At 66.4% G+C, this 16,291-nt stretch carries 20 protein-coding genes; 4 read left to right on the forward strand and 16 right to left on the reverse strand.

The features are described 5' to 3' along the window. Window positions 1-7 precede the first annotated feature (7 nt). The 8 genes from ACFWP0_RS13315 to ACFWP0_RS13350 form a co-directional block, all read right to left on the reverse strand. Window positions 8-1,339, reverse strand: coding sequence for an acyl-CoA thioester hydrolase/BAAT C-terminal domain-containing protein (locus ACFWP0_RS13315; RefSeq protein WP_377842615.1), 1,332 nt, complete (start codon window positions 1,337-1,339; stop codon window positions 8-10). 3 nt (window positions 1,340-1,342) lie between these two features. Continuing rightward, window positions 1,343-2,926 (reverse strand): ABC transporter substrate-binding protein, encoded by a 1,584-nt coding sequence (locus ACFWP0_RS13320; protein ID WP_377842617.1) that lies wholly within the window; start codon window positions 2,924-2,926, stop codon window positions 1,343-1,345. 75 nt (window positions 2,927-3,001) lie between these two features. Next, window positions 3,002-4,015, reverse strand: coding sequence for an ABC transporter ATP-binding protein (locus ACFWP0_RS13325; protein WP_377842618.1), 1,014 nt, complete (start codon window positions 4,013-4,015; stop codon window positions 3,002-3,004). Then, window positions 4,012-5,022, reverse strand: a complete 1,011-nt coding sequence (locus tag ACFWP0_RS13330; protein ID WP_377842620.1) for an ABC transporter ATP-binding protein — start codon at window positions 5,020-5,022, stop codon at window positions 4,012-4,014. The genes ACFWP0_RS13325 and ACFWP0_RS13330 overlap by 4 nt, the downstream gene beginning before the upstream one ends. Next, complete coding sequence (locus tag ACFWP0_RS13335) at window positions 5,019-5,936, reverse strand: ABC transporter permease (RefSeq protein WP_377842622.1); 918 nt, start codon at window positions 5,934-5,936, stop codon at window positions 5,019-5,021. The genes ACFWP0_RS13330 and ACFWP0_RS13335 overlap by 4 nt, the downstream gene beginning before the upstream one ends. Continuing rightward, the gene (locus ACFWP0_RS13340) at window positions 5,933-6,907 is read right to left on the reverse strand and encodes an ABC transporter permease (RefSeq protein WP_377842624.1); all 975 of its coding nucleotides are present in this window, start codon (window positions 6,905-6,907) and stop codon (window positions 5,933-5,935) included. Before ACFWP0_RS13340 ends, ACFWP0_RS13335 begins: the two co-directional genes overlap by 4 nt. Beyond that, a complete protein-coding gene (locus tag ACFWP0_RS13345) occupies window positions 6,904-8,373 on the reverse strand; it encodes an NAD(P)-binding domain-containing protein (RefSeq protein ID WP_377842625.1) in 1,470 nt (489 codons plus the stop codon). The genes ACFWP0_RS13340 and ACFWP0_RS13345 overlap by 4 nt, the downstream gene beginning before the upstream one ends. Continuing rightward, entirely contained in the window at window positions 8,370-9,347 is a 978-nt protein-coding gene (locus ACFWP0_RS13350; protein ID WP_377842627.1) for a LysR family transcriptional regulator, read from the reverse strand. The genes ACFWP0_RS13345 and ACFWP0_RS13350 overlap by 4 nt, the downstream gene beginning before the upstream one ends. Window positions 9,348-9,575: 228 nt before the next feature. On the opposite strand from ACFWP0_RS13350, the gene ACFWP0_RS13355 reads away from it, so the two are divergent. Continuing rightward, window positions 9,576-10,265 carry a hypothetical protein gene (locus tag ACFWP0_RS13355; protein ID WP_377842628.1) on the forward strand — a complete coding sequence of 230 codons (690 nt, stop codon included), beginning with the start codon at window positions 9,576-9,578 and terminating at the stop codon, window positions 10,263-10,265. Window positions 10,266-10,381: 116 nt separating this feature from the next. Here ACFWP0_RS13355 and ACFWP0_RS13360 read toward each other — a convergent pair whose 3' ends face one another. From ACFWP0_RS13360 to ACFWP0_RS13370, 3 genes are all read right to left on the reverse strand, one after another. Continuing rightward, window positions 10,382-10,648: a hypothetical protein gene (locus tag ACFWP0_RS13360; RefSeq protein ID WP_377842630.1), complete on the reverse strand. Its 267-nt coding sequence runs from the start codon at window positions 10,646-10,648 to the stop codon at window positions 10,382-10,384. A 92-nt stretch (window positions 10,649-10,740) separates the two neighbouring features. Then, complete coding sequence (locus tag ACFWP0_RS13365) at window positions 10,741-11,124, reverse strand: hypothetical protein (RefSeq protein WP_377842631.1); 384 nt, start codon at window positions 11,122-11,124, stop codon at window positions 10,741-10,743. A 43-nt stretch (window positions 11,125-11,167) separates the two neighbouring features. Then, the gene (locus ACFWP0_RS13370) at window positions 11,168-11,716 is read right to left on the reverse strand and encodes a DUF4189 domain-containing protein (protein WP_377842633.1); all 549 of its coding nucleotides are present in this window, start codon (window positions 11,714-11,716) and stop codon (window positions 11,168-11,170) included. Between the two features lie 211 nt (window positions 11,717-11,927). On the opposite strand from ACFWP0_RS13370, the gene ACFWP0_RS13375 reads away from it, so the two are divergent. Together ACFWP0_RS13375 and ACFWP0_RS13380 are read left to right on the forward strand one after the other, a co-directional pair. Further along, window positions 11,928-12,350: a CopG family transcriptional regulator gene (locus ACFWP0_RS13375; RefSeq protein ID WP_377842634.1), complete on the forward strand. Its 423-nt coding sequence runs from the start codon at window positions 11,928-11,930 to the stop codon at window positions 12,348-12,350. 26 nt (window positions 12,351-12,376) lie between these two features. After that, window positions 12,377-13,477, forward strand: coding sequence for an alpha/beta hydrolase family esterase (locus ACFWP0_RS13380; protein WP_377842636.1), 1,101 nt, complete (start codon window positions 12,377-12,379; stop codon window positions 13,475-13,477). A 23-nt stretch (window positions 13,478-13,500) separates the two neighbouring features. Here ACFWP0_RS13380 and ACFWP0_RS13385 read toward each other — a convergent pair whose 3' ends face one another. Next, window positions 13,501-13,842, reverse strand: a complete 342-nt coding sequence (locus tag ACFWP0_RS13385; RefSeq protein ID WP_377842637.1) for a hypothetical protein — start codon at window positions 13,840-13,842, stop codon at window positions 13,501-13,503. 18 nt (window positions 13,843-13,860) lie between these two features. Next, window positions 13,861-14,319 (reverse strand): hypothetical protein, encoded by a 459-nt coding sequence (locus ACFWP0_RS13390; RefSeq protein ID WP_377842639.1) that lies wholly within the window; start codon window positions 14,317-14,319, stop codon window positions 13,861-13,863. 112 nt (window positions 14,320-14,431) lie between these two features. On the opposite strand from ACFWP0_RS13390, the gene ACFWP0_RS13395 reads away from it, so the two are divergent. Next, window positions 14,432-14,878 (forward strand): Imm1 family immunity protein, encoded by a 447-nt coding sequence (locus tag ACFWP0_RS13395; protein WP_377842640.1) that lies wholly within the window; start codon window positions 14,432-14,434, stop codon window positions 14,876-14,878. On the opposite strand, the gene ACFWP0_RS13400 is transcribed toward ACFWP0_RS13395, so the two are convergent. From ACFWP0_RS13400 to ACFWP0_RS13410, 3 genes are all read right to left on the reverse strand, one after another. After that, window positions 14,868-15,368 (reverse strand): hypothetical protein, encoded by a 501-nt coding sequence (locus ACFWP0_RS13400; RefSeq protein WP_377842641.1) that lies wholly within the window; start codon window positions 15,366-15,368, stop codon window positions 14,868-14,870. The two genes, ACFWP0_RS13395 and ACFWP0_RS13400, sit on opposite strands and share 11 nt — an antisense overlap. A gap of 52 nt (window positions 15,369-15,420) precedes the next feature. After that, window positions 15,421-15,798, reverse strand: coding sequence for a DCC1-like thiol-disulfide oxidoreductase family protein (locus ACFWP0_RS13405; RefSeq protein WP_377842643.1), 378 nt, complete (start codon window positions 15,796-15,798; stop codon window positions 15,421-15,423). A gap of 166 nt (window positions 15,799-15,964) precedes the next feature. Then, window positions 15,965-16,192, reverse strand: a complete 228-nt coding sequence (locus ACFWP0_RS13410; RefSeq protein WP_377842644.1) for a hypothetical protein — start codon at window positions 16,190-16,192, stop codon at window positions 15,965-15,967. Window positions 16,193-16,291 lie beyond the last annotated feature (99 nt).

A 16,291-nucleotide genomic window follows, 5' to 3' on the forward strand; every position in this document is an offset into this window, starting at 1 on the left:
ATGTCGTTTAGCCGGCGTGGCGGGGTGTGGCCGAGGCGCTGGAACCGGCAGCGGCCTTCACCGCCGCTTCCAGGAACGTCTTCACGCCTTCCCACGATTCCTGGTCGGCGCGCGCGTTGTCCTTGGGGTTCCCGCCACTCGTGCTGATCTTGCCGGACACGGGGTGGGCGTAGACGAGCTGGGTGGTGGGCACGTAGGGGAACAGGATGGAGTGGCCGCCGTTTTCGTAGTCCAGCCATTCGACCGGATACGGGTGCCGCACTTCCGTCAGCTTGTCCTGCACCATCTTCGAGTACAGGCTGGACGGCCAGGAGCCGTCGTCCGTCCCGGACAGCAGCATGACCGGGCCTTCGATGTCTTCCACGCGAATGCGAGCGCGGGCCACGGCGTCGGGATCTTGCAGGGCGGTCAGGATGGCCTTTTCGTGGCGATGGGGCGAGGGGCCGTCATCGAACGGGGCCCAGGTAGCGGTGCGGTTGTTTTCCCAGACGTGGGGGATGGGCTTGCCGCCCAAGAGCCACGTCGGGCCTTCGCGGCCGATCTTGGGGTCGCAGGCGTTCTGGCCGCTGTGGACGACGGCGCCGGGCACGTAGGCGACGACGGCCGAAACTTCCTTGGGGAAGGTGGCGCCCAGCAGCAGCACCAGCTCGCCGCCGCGGGACTGCCCGCTGATGGCAACGAAGTCGTCCTTGGGGCTTACCTTCTTGCGCAGCCAGCGCAGGCCGGTCTGGAAGTACTCCAGGGGGGTGTTGGAGATGTAGTCGGACAGGCCTGGGGCCTTGAAGTAGGCCAGCGCGAAGGCGGCGTAGCCGCGCGATGCGTAGAGCGCGGCGCGCGGCTCGTTGATGCCGCCGCCCGAGCCGTTCAGGATCATGACGGCGGGGTGCGAGCCCGGTTTGCTGCCGGCCGGCAGATACAGGGTGCCGACCAAACCTTCTTCGCGCACGTCCAGGCGGGTGACGCCGTCGGCTGCCAGGCGCTGCGTGAAGCTGGCTTGTGCTTGCGCGCCCGCCACGCGGGCGACCACGTCGGTGACGAGGGCCTCGGTCACCGGGTGGTTGAAGTGTTCGCGGCTGGGCGAGTCCACGGGGGACTGCGACCAGACGAGGCCCATGGGGGCCACGCCGGTGTAGTCGCCGGAGACGGGCGCGTCGCGGGTCAGGTCGACCACGCCGTCTTCGCCCGCCGTGTAGGCGGCTTGTGCTTGCCAGAGCACGCCGTTGCGGCGGGTCAGGGCGGTGATTTCCACCGTCTGGCCCGGCGCGACGTGCTCGACCCGGATCTGGCGCGGCACGTCGATCAGGGCGTCCGAGGGGGTGATGGTTAGGGTCGGCACCATGGCTTACTTACCCGCAGCGGCGGCCGCTTCCTTGGTGACCATCATGGCGGCCGTGCGGTCGCTGGTCATCGGGGTGACCTTCAGGCCCTTCTTGGTGGCCCAGATGTTCTTGTAGTGGAAGAGCGGGATGATGCCGACGTCGTCGGACACGATCTTGACGGAGTCGCGCAGGATGGCTTCACGCTTGGCCACGTCGAATTCGGACGTGGATTGTTCCAGGGCGGCGTCGACCTTGGGGTTGGTGTAGCGGCCCCAGTTGGAGGCGCCCAGGCCCTTCTTGGCGTCGGCGGTGGCCAGGATGTTGACCAGCGCGTAGCTGCCTTCGCCGGTGCCGTTGCCCCATGCCAGCATGCTGACGGCGAATTCGTTCTTGTTGGCGCGGCCCGAGTACACGGCCCACGGCACGACTTCCACCTGGGTCTTCACGCCGACGCGGGTCCAGAACTGCGCGACCGCCTGGGCCGTTTCCGGGCCTTGCGGGTAGCGGTCATTGGGGACGTGCATGGTCAGCTTGAAGCCGTCGGGAAAGCCCGCTTCGGCCAGCAGCTTCTTGGCTTGCGCGACGTCGTTGGGGATGTCCTTGACGTCGGGGTTGTAGCCGATGGTGCCCTTGGGCATCCATTGGTTGGCTTCGGTGGCGGCGCCTTGCAGGATGCGGTCGGCGATGGCCTTGCGGTTGATGGCCAGGTTCAGCGCCTGGCGCACGCGCACGTCCAGCAGCGGATTCTTGTCCAGCGGCTTGCCGTTGTTGTCGGTGATGTACTGGTTGGGCGCGGGGTTGAAGCTGGGCTGCAGGATCATGACGCGCAGGCCGTCGTACGGATAGACCGAGACGTTGGGGGCCTTTTGCAGCTTGGCCAGGTCCGACACCGAAACCTTGTCGATCACGTCCACGTCGCCGGCCAGGAGCGCGGCGGTGCGGGCGGCGGCGTTGTTGATGTAGCGGTAGTTGACCTTGTCCCAGATCTGCTTGTCGCCCCAGTAGGCGTCGTTGCGTTCCATGAGGACGCGGTCGCCGGGGGTGTAGGACACGAACTTGTAGGGGCCGGTGCCGATCATGGCCTTGCCCGAGTTGTAGTCTTCGGTGGTGGACTTTTCGCCGACGTGCTTGCTGACGACGTGCACGGACGCCAGGTTCAGCGGCAGGTCGGGGTTGGGGGCCTTGGTCTTGACGATGAGGGTCAGCGGGTCCTTGGCGGTCATCGTGTCGATGGTGCGCAGATAGCCGGCGTAGGTCGCGACGCTGCCGGGCACGCCGCGCGCGCGGGTGTAGGAGTAGATCAGGTCGTCGGCGGTGAACGGCGTGCCGTCCTGCCACTTGACGCCTTCACGCAGCTTGAATTCCCAGGTGGTGTCGTCCAGCGGCTTCCAGCTGACGGCCAGGCCCGGCTGCAGCTTGTTCCACTTGTTCTCGATCAGCAGGTCCCAGAAGTGCAGGGCCACCGAGCGGTCGCCGGCGTGGTTGTTCAGCTGCGGGTCCAGCGAGGACAGCGGGTCGGCGAAGCCAATCGACAGGTTGTCGGCGGCGGCGGCGGCGGACGCGCCGAGGATGGCGGCGGTCAGGGTGGAGAGAATCAGGCGTTTCATGTCCGGGGTCCTTGGGTAGAGGGGGGAACGAGCTTGGGTCCAGCGCCGCGGCAAGGGCGCCGCGGCCGGTGATCGTCAGGCCATGTCGTTCAGGTGACAGGCGCTCAAGTGGTTGATGGCGATTCCCTTCAACGTGGGAACCTCGGTTTTGCAGCGCGGCATCGCATGCGGACATCGCGGGTGGAAGTGGCAGCCGCCGGGCGGGTTGAGCGGGCTGGGGATCTCGCCCTTGATCGCGGTGAAGATCTTGTGGCGCGACTTCAGGGTGGGGATCTCGGCCAGCAAGGCTTGCGTGTACGGGTGGTTGGGGCGCAGGAAGACTTCTTCCACGGTGGCCGTTTCCACGACGCGGCCCAGGTACATGATGACGACGCGGTCGGACAGGTGTTCGACCACGCCCAGGTCATGGCTGATGAAGAGATACGTCAGTCCCAGGTCTTGCCGCAGGTCCATGAACAGGTTCAGGATCTGCGCCTGGATGGATACGTCCAGCGCGGCCACGGCTTCGTCGCAGACGAGCATGGACGGCTGCACGGCCAGCGCGCGGGCGATGCCGATGCGCTGGCGCTGGCCGCCGCTGAACTGGTGCGGATAGCGCTGGCGCAGGGCCGGGTCCAGTCCGGCGCGTTCCATCTGGGCGCTGACGTAATCGTCGAAGTCGCCATTGCCAACCAGGCCGTGGATGCGGGCCGCTTCGCCGACGATCTCGTCCACGCGCAGGCGCGGGTTGAGGCTGGCGTAGGGATCCTGGAAGATCATCTGCACCTTCAGGCGGGCGGCATGGGCTTCTTTCGCGTTCATGTCCGCGGGGCGCATGCCGTTGATGCGGACCTCGCCGCCCGAGGGCGTCAGCAGGCCCGCCGCGATGCGGCCCAGCGTGGACTTGCCGCAGCCGGATTCGCCGACCAGGCCCACGACTTCGCCGGGGTTCACGATCAGGTCCACGTGGTCCACGGCGCGGGTGACGGCGGGCGGCTTGGACAAGCCCAGCTTTTGCATGGCGCGGCCGGCTGCGCCGGTCTTGCGTTCGCCAAAGCGCTTGCTGACCTGGCGCAGGTCGATCAGCGGGGTGGGGGCCGGAGCATTCATGCCGTCACCTCGCTGTTCTGGGTCGTGGGATGGAAGCAGCGCACTTTGTGTTCGGGTAAGGCTTCGGTGATGCCGGGTTGCTGGCCGCAGGCGGCGGTGGCGCGCGAGCAGCGCGCCGAGAACGCACAGCCGGCGGGCAGGTGCAGCAGGTTGGGCGTCATGCCGGGGATCTGGCGCAGGCGCTGGCCGCGCTGGTTGTTGCTGGGCAGGCTGTCGATCAGGCCCACCGTGTACGGGTGCTGCGGGCGGTCCAGCACGTCGTCGACCTTGCCGTGTTCGACGATGCGGCCGGCATACATCACCGCCACGTCGTCGGCCAGGCCGGCGACGACCGACAGGTCGTGCGTGATCCAGATGAGGCTGGTGCCGTGCTGCTGCGCCAGCTTCTGCACTTCGGACAGGATCTGCGCCTGGATGGTGACGTCCAGCGCGGTGGTCGGCTCGTCGGCAATGATCAGGTCCGGGCGGTGCAGCATGGCGATGGCGATGGCCACGCGCTGGCGCATGCCGCCCGACAATTGGTGCGGGTAGGCCAGGAGACGCTCTTCGGGGCTGGGTATGCCCATCATGCCCAGCGTGTCGCGGGCCAGCGCGCGGGCCTGGGCCTTGCTCATCTTGTTGTGGGCGCGCACCGTTTCGATCATCTGCACATCCACCCGCAGCACGGGGTTCAGCGTCATCATCGGATCCTGGAAGATCATGGCGATGCGGTTGCCCTGCAGGCGGCGCAGTTCGCGCGGCGATAGCTTGGTCAGGTCGCGGCCCTGGAACAGGACCTCGCCGCCGACGATGCGGCCCGGCGCGTCCACCAGGCCCATGATGGAGAAGCCCGTGACGGATTTGCCGGAGCCGGACTCGCCGACCAGGCCCAGGATCTTGCCGCGTTCCAGGGTGAAGGAAACGTCGTCCACCGCGGGCAGCACGCCCGCGCGGGTATGGAAGTGGGTGCGCAGGTTGCGCACTTCAAGCGTGGCCGGCGCGCCAGCGGAGGCGGAGCGGGCGGTCATTTGTGGGTCCTCGGGTTCAGCACGTCGCGCAGGCGGTCGCCCACCATGTTGATGGCCACGATGGTGATCAGGAGCGCGATGCCGGGGTAGAAGCTGATCCAGTATTCGCCGGACAGCATGTATTGGAAGCCATTGGAAATAAGCAGGCCCAGCGACGGTTCCGTCACCGGCACGCCCAGGCCCAGGAAGCTCAGCGTGGCTTCCAGCGTGATGGCGCGCGCGATCTGCAGGGTGCCGATCACGATCAGCGGCGGCAGGCAGTTGGGCAGGATGTGCTTCAACATGATCCGCCAGTTGGGGATGTCCAGGCAGCGGGCGGCTTCGACGTATTCGCGGCGGCGCTCGACCAGGGCCTGGCCGCGCGCGGTGCGGGCGTAGTAGGCCCATTCCAGGATCACCAGCGTCAGCACCACGTTGCCCACGCCCTTGCCCAGGTAGGCCAGGATCATCATGGCGACGAGGATGGACGGGAACGACAGGATCAGGTCCACGAGGCGCATGATGAAGGCGTCGACCTTGCCGCCGGCGTAGGCGGCCAGCAGGCCCAGCAGCGTGCCGATGACGCCGGCGATCAGCGCCGAGCCCACGCCCACCATCAGGCTGATGCGCAGGCCGTACAGGATGCCCGACAGCAGGTCGCGGCCCTGGCCGTCGGTGCCCAGCCAGTAGTGGAAGGTGTCCAGGCCGTTCATGCTGCCTGGCGGCAGGCGCGAGTCCAGCACGTCGATCTGCAGCAGGTCATACGGGTTCTGCGGCGAGATCCAGGGCGCCAGCACGGCGGCCAGGATCAGCAGCGTGGCCACGGCCAGGCCCAGCACGGCGGTCTTGGATGACAGGAACTCGGCCAGGTTGCGGCGCCAGGGCGATTCGCGGCGCAGGGCGGGCGCCTGCGCGGGATTGGATACGGAACTCATGCCGAGGCCTCCAGCCGTACCCGGGGGTCCAGCACTTTGTACAGAATGTCCACGATCAGGTTCAGCGTCACGAACAGGCACACCACCACGATCAGGTAGGCCACGATCACCGGGCGGTCCAGCGCGTTCAGGCTGTCCAGGATCAGCTTGCCGGCGCCGGGCCAGGCAAAGATGCTCTCCGTGATGACGGCGAACGCGATGGTCGAGCCCAGTTCCAGGCCCAGCACCGTCACCAGCGGAATCATGGTGTTGCGCAGCACATGCACACAGACCACGCGGAACGGCGACAGGCCTTTGGCGCGGGCGAACTTCACGAAGTCCAGCGGCATCACGTCGCGCACGCCGGCGCGGGTCAGGCGGATCACCAGCGAGATCTTGAAGAGCGACAGGTTCAGCGCCGGCAGGATCAGGTGGAGCCAGCCGTCGGCCGTCAGCCACGACCACTGGAAGCCCAGGAACTCCACCGTCTGGCCGCGGCCGCTGGCCGGCAGCCAGCCCAGCGACACGCTGAACGTCATGATCAGCATCAGCGCCACCCAGAAGGTGGGCAGCGAGAAGCCGACGATGCTGCCCGCCATGATCATCTTCGAGAAGCGGCTGTCGGGATACAGCCCGGCGATCAGGCCCAGCGGCAGGCCGATGATGACGGCGAAAGTCAGGGCGGAGATGGCCAGTTCAAGCGTGGCCGGCAGGCGCTGGATCACCAGTTCCACGGCGGGGATGTTGTAGACGAAGCTGTTGCCCAGGTTGCCGTGCAGCGCCCCGTTCAGAAAGCCCAGGTACTGTTGCCACAGGGGCTTGTCCAGGCCGAGTTCGGCGATGATGCGGGCGCGGTCCACCTGGTCCACGTCCTGGCCGATCAGGATGTCCACGGGGTTGCCGATGGCGTGCAGCCCCACGAAGACGATCAGCGTCATCAGGAACACGACCACGGCGGCCTGCGCCACGCGGCGTAGCAGCCAAGCGGTCATTGCGCGGTCTCCGCCTGCGGGGCCGGGGCGGGGGCCGGCGTCCATTCGTCGCCGAACACTTCGGGTTCGGCGAAAGCTTCCATATTGGCGTAGTGCGTTTCGACGTCTTCGCGGTAGAAGAGGCCCGCGATGCCTTGCGCCAGGCGCTTGGCGCCTTCGCTGATGGCCGGGATGTCGCCGGAGATCGTGCCCTGCGTCAGCGCGGCGGGGTACGAGAAGCAATGCACGCGGTCCAGGCCCGGGCAGGCGCCCGGCGTTTTTTCCTGAAGCTCGAACACGGCGCCCAGGTCGGGCGAATCATGCAGCTCCTGGTCTTCCTCGCCGGCGGCCGGCGTGTAGCGGTCGCCCCAGGCGCGCACGTGAGGCGCAAGCGGCGCGAATTCCGGACGCACGGTCCAGTCGATGCGAAAGCCTGTCGAGAAGATCAGGAAGTCCAGCACGAACACGCCCTTGGGCGTGGCGACGTGGATCTCGTCGCCGACCAGCGCCAGGTCCTCCACGCCACAGCCCAGGTTGAAGCGGGCGTTCGGAAAGCGCGATACGCGCAGGGTGCTGCCGCGCGGGGGCGGCACTTGCGCGGCGTTGATGTAGTGGCGGATCTTCCACTTCCATGCGTCGGGCAGGGTCAGGTGGCCGTGGGTCAGGCCTGGATTGCCCGCGCCCTTGCCCTTGTTGATGCGGGGGATGTCGTTGCGGCGGATCAGCAGGTCCACGCTGGCCGCACCCGCTTCCAGCGCCGTGCCGGCGCTGTCCATGGCGGAAGCGCCCGCGCCGACCACGCCCACTCGCTTGCCGGCAAGCGTTGCGTAGTCCATCACGTCGGACGAATGGGCCCAGCGGTTGCGCGGCAGCTTCTTTGCAAAATCAGGCACATAGGCGCCGCCCAGGCCGTCGCGGCCGGTGGCCAGCACCACGCGGCGCGCCAGCACGGTGCCGCGCCCGGCGGGGGATTCGATGTCCAGCTGCACCAGCTGGTCGGCGCGCGGCTGCACGGCCAGGATGCGGTGTTCGTTGCGCACGTCCAGGCCCAGCACGCGGCGGTACCAGCGCAGGTAGTCCATCCATTGAAGACGGGGGATCTTGTCCAGCGCATCCCAGGCCTCGGATCCGAATTGCGACTCGAACCAGGCGCGGAACGTCAGCGCCGGCAAGCCCAGGGCAGGGCCCGTCAACTGCTTGGGCGAACGCAGCGTTTCCATGCGCGCGGTGGTGGCCCAGGGGCCTTCATAGCCTTCGGGCGCCTGATCGAAGATCGGCGCATCTATGCCCAGGTGCTTGAGCGAAGCCGCGGCCGCCAGTCCGGCCATGCCGCCGCCGATGATGGCCACGTCCAGCACTTGCTGGCCGTCCACGAGGCGGGGCGTCACCCAGTTCTTGGCGGGAATCTCCAGCCATGACAGGTCTTGCCGCAGGCGCGCCTCCAGGGCGGCTAAGCCTTGCGGCGGGGTGGCGATGGGCAGATTCATATTGCGGGGGTTTCCATAACAGGGGCGTCATCGCCGTAGATCGACTGCAACAGCGCCGAATGCTCGCAGGCGTCGTGCAGCACGAAGCCCGGCAGCAGTGCTGCGGCGGCCTCGGCCAGCGCGTCCGCCATGGCCTGGCAGGCCGGCGTCAGCGTTTGCGACTGCGGGGTGATGACCCCAAAAAAGAAGGGAATGTCCAGGTCGATGGGCCGGATCGCCACGCCCGCCATTGGCGCGCCATAGGCGGTGATCGGTTCCAGCACCGACACGCCCAGGCCCGCTCGGACAGCGGCCAGGGCGTTGACGGACGAATTGGTTTCGATGGTGCCCAGCGCCTGCACGTTATCGGCCAGCGCCGCGTCCAGGCGACGGCGCAGCCGGAACGGGTTGGCCATCGTGATCAGGCGGCGTCCGGCCAGTTCCGACACCGGCACCACGGCATGCCTGGCCACGGGGTCGTCTTCCGGCAGCGCCACGACACAGGGGGCCTGTCCGATCCAATGCACGGTCAGGCCGCGATGCTCCAGCGGCAGGCTGGTGGCGCCCAACTGGGCGGCGCCGGTCAGAACCGCGTGCACCACGCGTTCGGGAGAGGCGCTGCGCAGCTGAATGCGCGCGGCGCCCGTCTGGGATTCGATGCGCTTGAGGGCCGCGGGCACCAGCCCGGCCGCCAGCGCGGAGGTGGCCGCCAGCAACAGCGGCTGCGCCTGCCCGCGGGCGATTTCCTCGGCCCGGCTGCGGATCTGCCGCAGGCTGGACAGGGCGCGCTCCACGTCGTCATACAGCAGGAAACCCTGCTCGGTGGGCGTCACGCGCGGGCCGCTGCGCGCAAACAGCGCGTAGCCGATCTCGGCTTCAAGCTCTTGCAGCAAGCGGCTGATCGCGGGCTGCGAACGGCCGAGCAGACGCCCGGCAGCGGTGACGCTGCCCGTGGACATGACGGCCGCGAAGGCCTCGAGTTGACGAAGTTCCATCTGTCTTGCTTTATGCTCAGGACGAATTCTTGCCCGGCAAGTATGCGCTCTACAAATAATTAAAAGGCATAAGTAAATTCCCTAATTGGGATTTCCTCAGCCCTTTTAATTACTGTGAGTTATTTCAACGACTTAGTGGCGCTGCCCCCGACGGTGCGGGTGGGCGTGCTGACACCTCGCAAGCGTTGAGATACGATTTTTTGGAAGATCTACCCGGGGAGGCGACCAATGAAACGCTGCAATGCTGGTTTGGCGTGGGCAGTCGCAATTGCCGGGGTAGCAGTAGGCGCGGGCGTGGCGTTGCGCGGCCGGCCCGACTGGCCCGAGGCCGGCGGGCAAGCCTGGGCGGCGTGGGTGCAAGCAATAGGGTCGGTTGCGGCGATCTGCGTGGCGATTTGGGTTGCCCATGACCAGCACGCCAAGGCCGAACGCCGGCATCGGGAAATCCAGGACGGCGAAGTGCGGAACTTCCTGGCCGGCCTGAGGGTGGAGCTGGATGTGCTCTGGTCGGAGTACATGGTTCAGGTCGGAGATGACTTGAACAGCACGCCCAAGGGTCAGATCGCCTACATGCGTTGGCCGGCGCCTGAACAGCCTTTCAAAGTCTACGGGGCGACAGTCGGCTTGATCGGCCGGGTAGGCGACGACTCCCTGCGAAAGTCGATCATCATGACCTACGCGGTGGCCGGCGGGCTGATGCAAACCTGGCAGACGCACAACAGGATGCTTGAGGAGTTCGTGGAGGCGAAAAAGAACACGAGCCGCGAGGAGGCCGCAAGTAGCCAGGCGATATCGGGGCGCAGAGCCAGCCTCGTTGCGTACGGCGAGAAACTGCGCGCGCATCAGGACAACGCTTCCAGGCTGATCGGCGCAACGATCAAGGCCATTGACGCGCATCTGTCGGCTGGCGGGGCCTAGCATTTGCCTGCCTTCGTCACGCCGGAGCGTTGTTTCAGCGTTCGCGGGGAAGATTCAGAACGCCCATCGCCGCAACCGGGCGGCGTCGTCAGCGCATGTTGGATTGCCCGTGCGGCCTATGCCGAAGATGCCAGCAATGCCCGGCCTTTTGCCGTGAGGACGACGACCGCTTCCCCGCGCACGGTGCTTTCCTCATGCGTCATATCGACAAGCCCGTTGGCAGTGGCGTCCTCCCAGGCTGAAAGCCGGGGGCAGGTCGTCTGCCAGGCTTCGATGGTCTCGGCATAGGTGCGCGGCTTGGCTGAGATCCACAGCAGGAACTGCACCAGGTTTCCCAGTTGGGATGTGTCGGCCTCGATTTCTGTCGTTGGAATGTCAGGCATGGTGCGTCTCCGCTCAAGGGTGCGTCTTGACGATACTCCCGAAAGCGCCTGGCCTCCAGCGTTCAGCGACGCGCCATTCAGGCGCCTTCATCTTACCGGCGCTTGGGACGGTTAGGCGGGGGCAGCGGAGCGCCGACGTGGCTGGCCAGCCAGTGTTCGATCTTGTCGTCCCGGCGGGCGGCCCAGTCCTTGCCGATTTCAAGAATCAGCAGGTTGCGGGTGTCGCCATAGTCCTGGCCGGGCGCCTTCTGGAACATTTCGCGCCAGATCTCGGAGGCGACCAGCTCCGTCGTGACCAGAACGCCGATGCCCTTGGCGTCGATCCACAAGGGTGCGGCGCGTTCGTCCACATGGGCTTTGATGTTTTCAAGAATCTTCTGCGCGAGCGCTGCGTTGTCTTTCGATGCCGCGATCAGGACCAGATATTGCCGGTGGTCGCTGGACGGTTCGTCGGAATCGCCAAAAGGGTTTTCCATGGTTTGTTCCTTAGGGATGAGCGGTGTCTGGCCAGACTGTAGTTCATCGGGGAACAGGGGGCGCGCGATAGGCCTGAAAACCCTTGGTCCAAGGGGCGTCCGGGCTTGCCTCGGCACTGTGGTCCGCGGCCTTTTGCGCTTCGGTTGAGCACGCGCTGATCAGCAGCTTGCATTCGGAGCCCGTTTTCTCGCGGCACAGCCGCAGGCTGAAATCGCGCGTCTGCCGCTGGTCCCAATCCTTTTCGCCGGTCGCGACAAAGTGGTGCCGGCCAATGCCGGCCACGGCGACGCATTGGTTCTTGAAGCTCGAATACACCGCGCATTTTGCGTCCGGCTCATTTTCCTTGCAGTGGGCGAGGGCGCTTTGCCGGGCTTGGGATTCGCTGGCGTACAGGATGGACGCGTAGTAGCGGTAGTTCGAGGACACGATCAGGGCGCCGTGCAAGTCGGATGGCGCGGGCGCCGGCTTGTCGGCAGACGCGGCCGCGCATGCAAGGAGCAAAAGCAAACCTGGAACCAGGCGCAGCGCCGCGGCTGGACGGGCCGGCGGCAAGGGCAAGGCATCGGGCACGGGCGTGCGTTTGGCGTGCATGGCGCTCCTCCCAGGGTTCTTCATTCAGGACGACAGTAGCGGAGCGTCGCCGATCCGGCTACCGGTTCTTCGCAGCAGCCGCAGCAGGCGTTTGCCATAGTCCGCCTGAGGCGTTTGGGCTCATTCGCCTGCGGAAGTTGAAGGGTTTCCCGGGATCTATCAAATTGAAACATCCATGGACCATCCAAGTGGATGGTTTAACATCCATTCCATGCCTCCTCGCACACCACACCTCGCCTCCGTTCCCAAGCCCGCCGACGAAAAGATCACGATCAACCTGGGTTATGTCGACCTGGGCCAGATCGATCTTCTGGTCCAGGAGGGGTTCTATGCGAACCGGACCGACCTGATCCGCACCGCCATCCGCAACCAGCTCGCCACGCATGGCGACGCCGTGCGGCAGGCGGTCAGCCGCAAGACGCTGGTCCTGGGCATCCAGCACTACACCACCCGGGATCTGCTGGCGGTCCAGGCGGCGGGCGAAATGCTCCAGATCCGGGTGCTGGGCCTGGCGACGATAGCGCCCGATGTCACGCCAGAGCTTGCGCTCGCCACGATTGAATCGCTCACGGTCTTGGGGGCGCTGCATGCCAGCCCCGCCGTCAAAGCCGCCCTGCGCCAGCGCATCCGCTGACACCCCAGACGTACGAAGGTCACTCCATGCACCCTGAATTCCAGCAACTCATGAGCCAGGCTACCCGGCTCACGCGCGCCGGCGATCTGGTTGCGGCAACCGCCGCCATCCAGGCCGCCTTGCGCGGAGGTCCGCCCGTCGCTTGTTCCCGGCAGGACGATTCCGACGTTATCGATGTCGAAGCCTGGGAGATCCCGGACGCCGCCGGCGCGCCCCGCAAGGCGGAAGCTCGCTTTGACGAAGTCGTCACCCCAGTGCGCAAGCCCGCCGTTTCCGGCGATACGTTCACCGCGGGATCGTTCCGCAATTCGGCGGGCCTGCGCGGCTACAAGCTGTACGTGCCGCCCAACCCGGGCGGCGAGCCCCGGCCCCTGGTGGTCATGCTGCATGGCTGCACCCAGGACGCCGACGATTTCGCCGCCGGCACCGCCATGAATGACGCGGCGCGGGAGCAGGGCTTCTACGTGCTGTATCCGGTGCAATCGCGCGAGGCCAATCCCCAGAAGTGCTGGAACTGGTTCAAGCACAATCACCAGCAGCAAGGCCGCGGCGAACCCTCCATCCTGGCGGGCATGACGCGCGAGGTGATCGGAACCCACGCCATCGATGCCCGGCGCGTCTATGTGGCCGGCCTGTCCGCGGGCGGAGCGATGGCGGCCATTGTGGCCAGCGCCTATCCGGATCTGTACGCAGCGGCGGGCGTGCATTCCGGGCTGGCGCCCGGCGTCGCGTCGGATCTTCCGTCGGCGCTCGCGGCGATGAAGGGCGCCGGCATCCGGATGGCCGGGCCGGCGGGCAGCGGCGTGCCCACGATAGTCTTCCATGGAGACCGCGACGCCACCGTGCATCCGGGCAATGCCGAAAGCGTGATCGCGGCTAGCGCGGGGCCCGCCGCCCGCGCCGTCACGCAGCGCGTGCCGGGCGGCGACAACAAGCGCCACAGCACCAGGCATGTGTATCGCAACGAAGCGGGCGCCGTCGTCGCCGAACGCTGGGACGTCCATGGGGCCGGCCATGCGTGGGCCGGCGGGACGGACAAGGGCTCCTATACGGACCGCGCCGGTCCCGACGCCACGGCCGAGATGCTGCGGTTCTTTTTCGAGCGCACCTTGGCCGGTAAGCCGTAAACCGCGCCCGGCGAGCGGGGGCGTCAGGCTTTCAGATGAGGCCCCGGCGCCACGTTGAAGTTTCCTGCCGGGACGTTGATTTCCTGCCGGTTCTCGAAAGAGCCGAACGTGATCCAGTGGTTGGGCATGGGCGCGAAACTGCTGGAGAAATGCTTGCTGACCGAAGTTGCGGTCCACGGACCGGCAAGCACGTCAGGCGGAAGCGAGAACGACGCGTCGGTGAAGGTGGTCTTTAACGATGGCGCGGATTCGTTCATCGCGCCGGTCCACGACGGATTCCTGAGCACAATCGGTTGGGGCGTAAGGTCGACACGAGTAAACGTCTGGGCGATGCCGTCCGCCTGAAATGGGTTGACCGAGACCATGGGTTTGTCCTTGAGGGTTCAGGCGACGACGCGTTGAGAGGCCAGCAGGGGATTGCGGGGGGCGCTGGAATTTGCGCTGGCCAGATTGCGGTAGGCGGCCAGCGCCTGTTCGGCCAGCGCGCCGAAGTTGGCGACGGTATTGCGGAAATAGGGGAAATCCATCCCGGCCATTTCACCGAAGTACCGGTAGGTCAGCGTGCCGTCTTCGGAATTGATGCCGAACGCTCCGGCCGTCAGCGCCGGGCGGTTGTTCAAGGCCAGCAGGTTCGCCAGCAGTTCGCGCGGGCAGTCGGGCGCAAGGCGGTCGATTTCCACCGCCAGGATGAAAATGTCGCCCGCCGCGCCCGGATGCAGCACATAGAGCGGCAGCGAGGATGAGCTGCTTGCCACTACGGCGACGTTGTTTGCGTCCAGCCCGGCGCCGCCGGTCAGTTGTTGCAACCAGGTGTTCAACGTCAATCTTGCGTCTTGGCTCATGGAATGTCCCGGCGTTGCCGGCGTAATGGGCGGGCCCGGCGGTTGCGGACCTCTCTTGCATAAGTAACGCAATCTCCGGTTTCGGTTCCACCCGATGTAGTATCGGTCGAGCTTGAGTTTCCCTTATCGCGCCGCCGCTGGCGGCTCCTGGAATGCCGTGAAAATAATCAGAATTCTCGAAGATCTGCGCCGGGACGACCGGATGGAGACGCGCGCGCAGGAAAGCCCCACGGAGAGCGAGTTGCTGGCCGCGCTGGACCGGCTGGACGGAGCGGCTTTCAGTTCGACCGCCTTCGTGATCGACGACGATACTGTCCTGTCCATCGGCGGCGGCGACGGCGGCTACATCGTGTTCATCTCTTTAGGCGGCGATTTGGAGATACACACGCTGATCGACCCGACCAAATCGGAAGACTTTGATCAGAACCTGGTCGCAGGCGGCCAGCGTGGCAGCTATCCGCAATTCCAGTGCGTGGATCGGACGCTGGCCGCGTCGGCGCTCCTGCATTTTCACCAGCATGGATCGCCTTCGCCGCAACTGCGGTGGGTCAGCGAGTAGGCGCGCGCTTGCCGTAGAGCAGCCGCGCGCAGATCAGCCCGGCGGCGGCGCCGGGCAGGGCGCCCATGTACAGCGGAAGCCCCAGCTTGGACCAGGACAGGTCGCGGTGGGCGAACACCAGTATGAAGGCAAAGCCATACAGCGCGCCCAGGAGGCCCATGCGCAGGTTGGCGCGCCAAGACGGCGCGAGCGGCTTGAGGGCGCCCGCGGCCAGCCCGCAAAGCAAGGCCGGCACGATGCCGAAGAGATAAGACCAGGGCAGGCCGTAAAGCGCCATCATCAGGCTTTCCAGGCTTCTGGCGGCGATGGCTGTGATCAGGGCAATCACGGCCATGCCCACGGCCGGCCCCACGAAGGCGTAGATGGCGGCGCCGGCGACCATGTCGCCGGCCATGGCGCGGGCGGAGTCCCCGGGCCTGCGCTGCATGCGGCGATACACCGCAGCGCCCAGCGTAAGCGCCAACAGCAAGGCGCCAAAAGCGTACGTCATCCGGTCATCCCTTCATCGAATTCACACAAGACCTTGATCGGCATGCCGCGCATTACAGCATTTTCTTTTTGCCCAGCAGCGTGAGCGTCAGGCTGCGGCCGGTGCGCATGAAGGGATAAAGCGCCTTGGACAGGCAGGAACTGCTGAAAATGGCCGCGTTCACCCGGTTGAACAGGTCATTGCCGGTGCTGAGCAGGGCCAGCCGATGGATGCAGTCCGCGCCCCAGTAATCCCGCCCGTCCAGGTGCAGGAGCATGCCCTGGTTCAGGTCGTAGCCTTGCGCCCGGTGCCTGGCGGCCAGATCGGGGTGGTCGCGCATATTCAGGATGGCGATCGGGCCCGCGGCCTTGCGCAGCTGCATCATCCGCACATAGTTGGAGCAGAAGGGGCACTCGCCGTCGTAGAGGAGATAGTTGTCGTCGGGTTGCATGGTCTGGATCTACCGGTAGTTTCATGACCATACCTCATAAATCCGGCGCGCAGCTCCGGCGGCGCATTATGGCCGCGCGCGCCTTCGCCCGCCGGCTCCAGGCAAGACCATCGGGCGGGCGCAAGCAGGCGAGAAACGCGGCGCCGGGTCGGGCCGCGACCCGCCGCTAGCCGCCGCGATGTCCGTGATAGCGCGGCGCGGCGACGCTCCGGGTGTTTTCCTTGTGCTGGGATCCGACCAGCGCCTTGCGCCTGGCCTCTTCATGCTGGTGATCCGACTTTGCGCGTTCTTTTTCCGCCTGCGGGGGCACATGCGTCTCGGGCGCGGCGGCGTCGGGCGCGGCGGCGTCGGGCGCCGGGTGGCGCGGATCGGGGCGGGGAGTGTTGGGCGTCATGATGCGTACCTGTACAGGTGCCGCGGCATATGCCGCTAAAGTCCACGTTACGCCCGCTTTTTGCGATTCTCCAGGGATCAATTGCAACAGCGATGCGCG

The organism is Achromobacter sp. NPDC058515, assembly GCF_042721735.1.
Taxonomy (GTDB): Bacteria; Pseudomonadota; Gammaproteobacteria; order Burkholderiales; family Burkholderiaceae_B; genus Achromobacter.

Coding starts and splice junctions, on each gene's coding strand:
- ACFWP0_RS13380 (WP_377842636.1), top strand. CDS start 12,377: ATGCACCCTGAATTCCAGCAACTCATGAGCCAGGCTACCCGGCTCACG.
- ACFWP0_RS13400 (WP_377842641.1), bottom strand. CDS start 15,368: ATGACGTACGCTTTTGGCGCCTTGCTGTTGGCGCTTACGCTGGGCGCT.
- ACFWP0_RS13325 (WP_377842618.1), bottom strand. CDS start 4,015: ATGAATGCTCCGGCCCCCACCCCGCTGATCGACCTGCGCCAGGTCAGC.
- ACFWP0_RS13350 (WP_377842627.1), bottom strand. CDS start 9,347: ATGGAACTTCGTCAACTCGAGGCCTTCGCGGCCGTCATGTCCACGGGC.
- ACFWP0_RS13330 (WP_377842620.1), bottom strand. CDS start 5,022: ATGACCGCCCGCTCCGCCTCCGCTGGCGCGCCGGCCACGCTTGAAGTG.
- ACFWP0_RS13385 (WP_377842637.1), bottom strand. CDS start 13,842: ATGGTCTCGGTCAACCCATTTCAGGCGGACGGCATCGCCCAGACGTTT.
- ACFWP0_RS13370 (WP_377842633.1), bottom strand. CDS start 11,716: ATGCACGCCAAACGCACGCCCGTGCCCGATGCCTTGCCCTTGCCGCCG.
- ACFWP0_RS13410 (WP_377842644.1), bottom strand. CDS start 16,192: ATGACGCCCAACACTCCCCGCCCCGATCCGCGCCACCCGGCGCCCGAC.
- ACFWP0_RS13355 (WP_377842628.1), top strand. CDS start 9,576: ATGAAACGCTGCAATGCTGGTTTGGCGTGGGCAGTCGCAATTGCCGGG.
- ACFWP0_RS13320 (WP_377842617.1), bottom strand. CDS start 2,926: ATGAAACGCCTGATTCTCTCCACCCTGACCGCCGCCATCCTCGGCGCG.
- ACFWP0_RS13405 (WP_377842643.1), bottom strand. CDS start 15,798: ATGCAACCCGACGACAACTATCTCCTCTACGACGGCGAGTGCCCCTTC.
- ACFWP0_RS13375 (WP_377842634.1), top strand. CDS start 11,928: ATGCCTCCTCGCACACCACACCTCGCCTCCGTTCCCAAGCCCGCCGAC.
- ACFWP0_RS13340 (WP_377842624.1), bottom strand. CDS start 6,907: ATGACCGCTTGGCTGCTACGCCGCGTGGCGCAGGCCGCCGTGGTCGTG.
- ACFWP0_RS13390 (WP_377842639.1), bottom strand. CDS start 14,319: ATGAGCCAAGACGCAAGATTGACGTTGAACACCTGGTTGCAACAACTG.
- ACFWP0_RS13345 (WP_377842625.1), bottom strand. CDS start 8,373: ATGAATCTGCCCATCGCCACCCCGCCGCAAGGCTTAGCCGCCCTGGAG.
- ACFWP0_RS13360 (WP_377842630.1), bottom strand. CDS start 10,648: ATGCCTGACATTCCAACGACAGAAATCGAGGCCGACACATCCCAACTG.
- ACFWP0_RS13315 (WP_377842615.1), bottom strand. CDS start 1,339: ATGGTGCCGACCCTAACCATCACCCCCTCGGACGCCCTGATCGACGTG.
- ACFWP0_RS13365 (WP_377842631.1), bottom strand. CDS start 11,124: ATGGAAAACCCTTTTGGCGATTCCGACGAACCGTCCAGCGACCACCGG.
- ACFWP0_RS13335 (WP_377842622.1), bottom strand. CDS start 5,936: ATGAGTTCCGTATCCAATCCCGCGCAGGCGCCCGCCCTGCGCCGCGAA.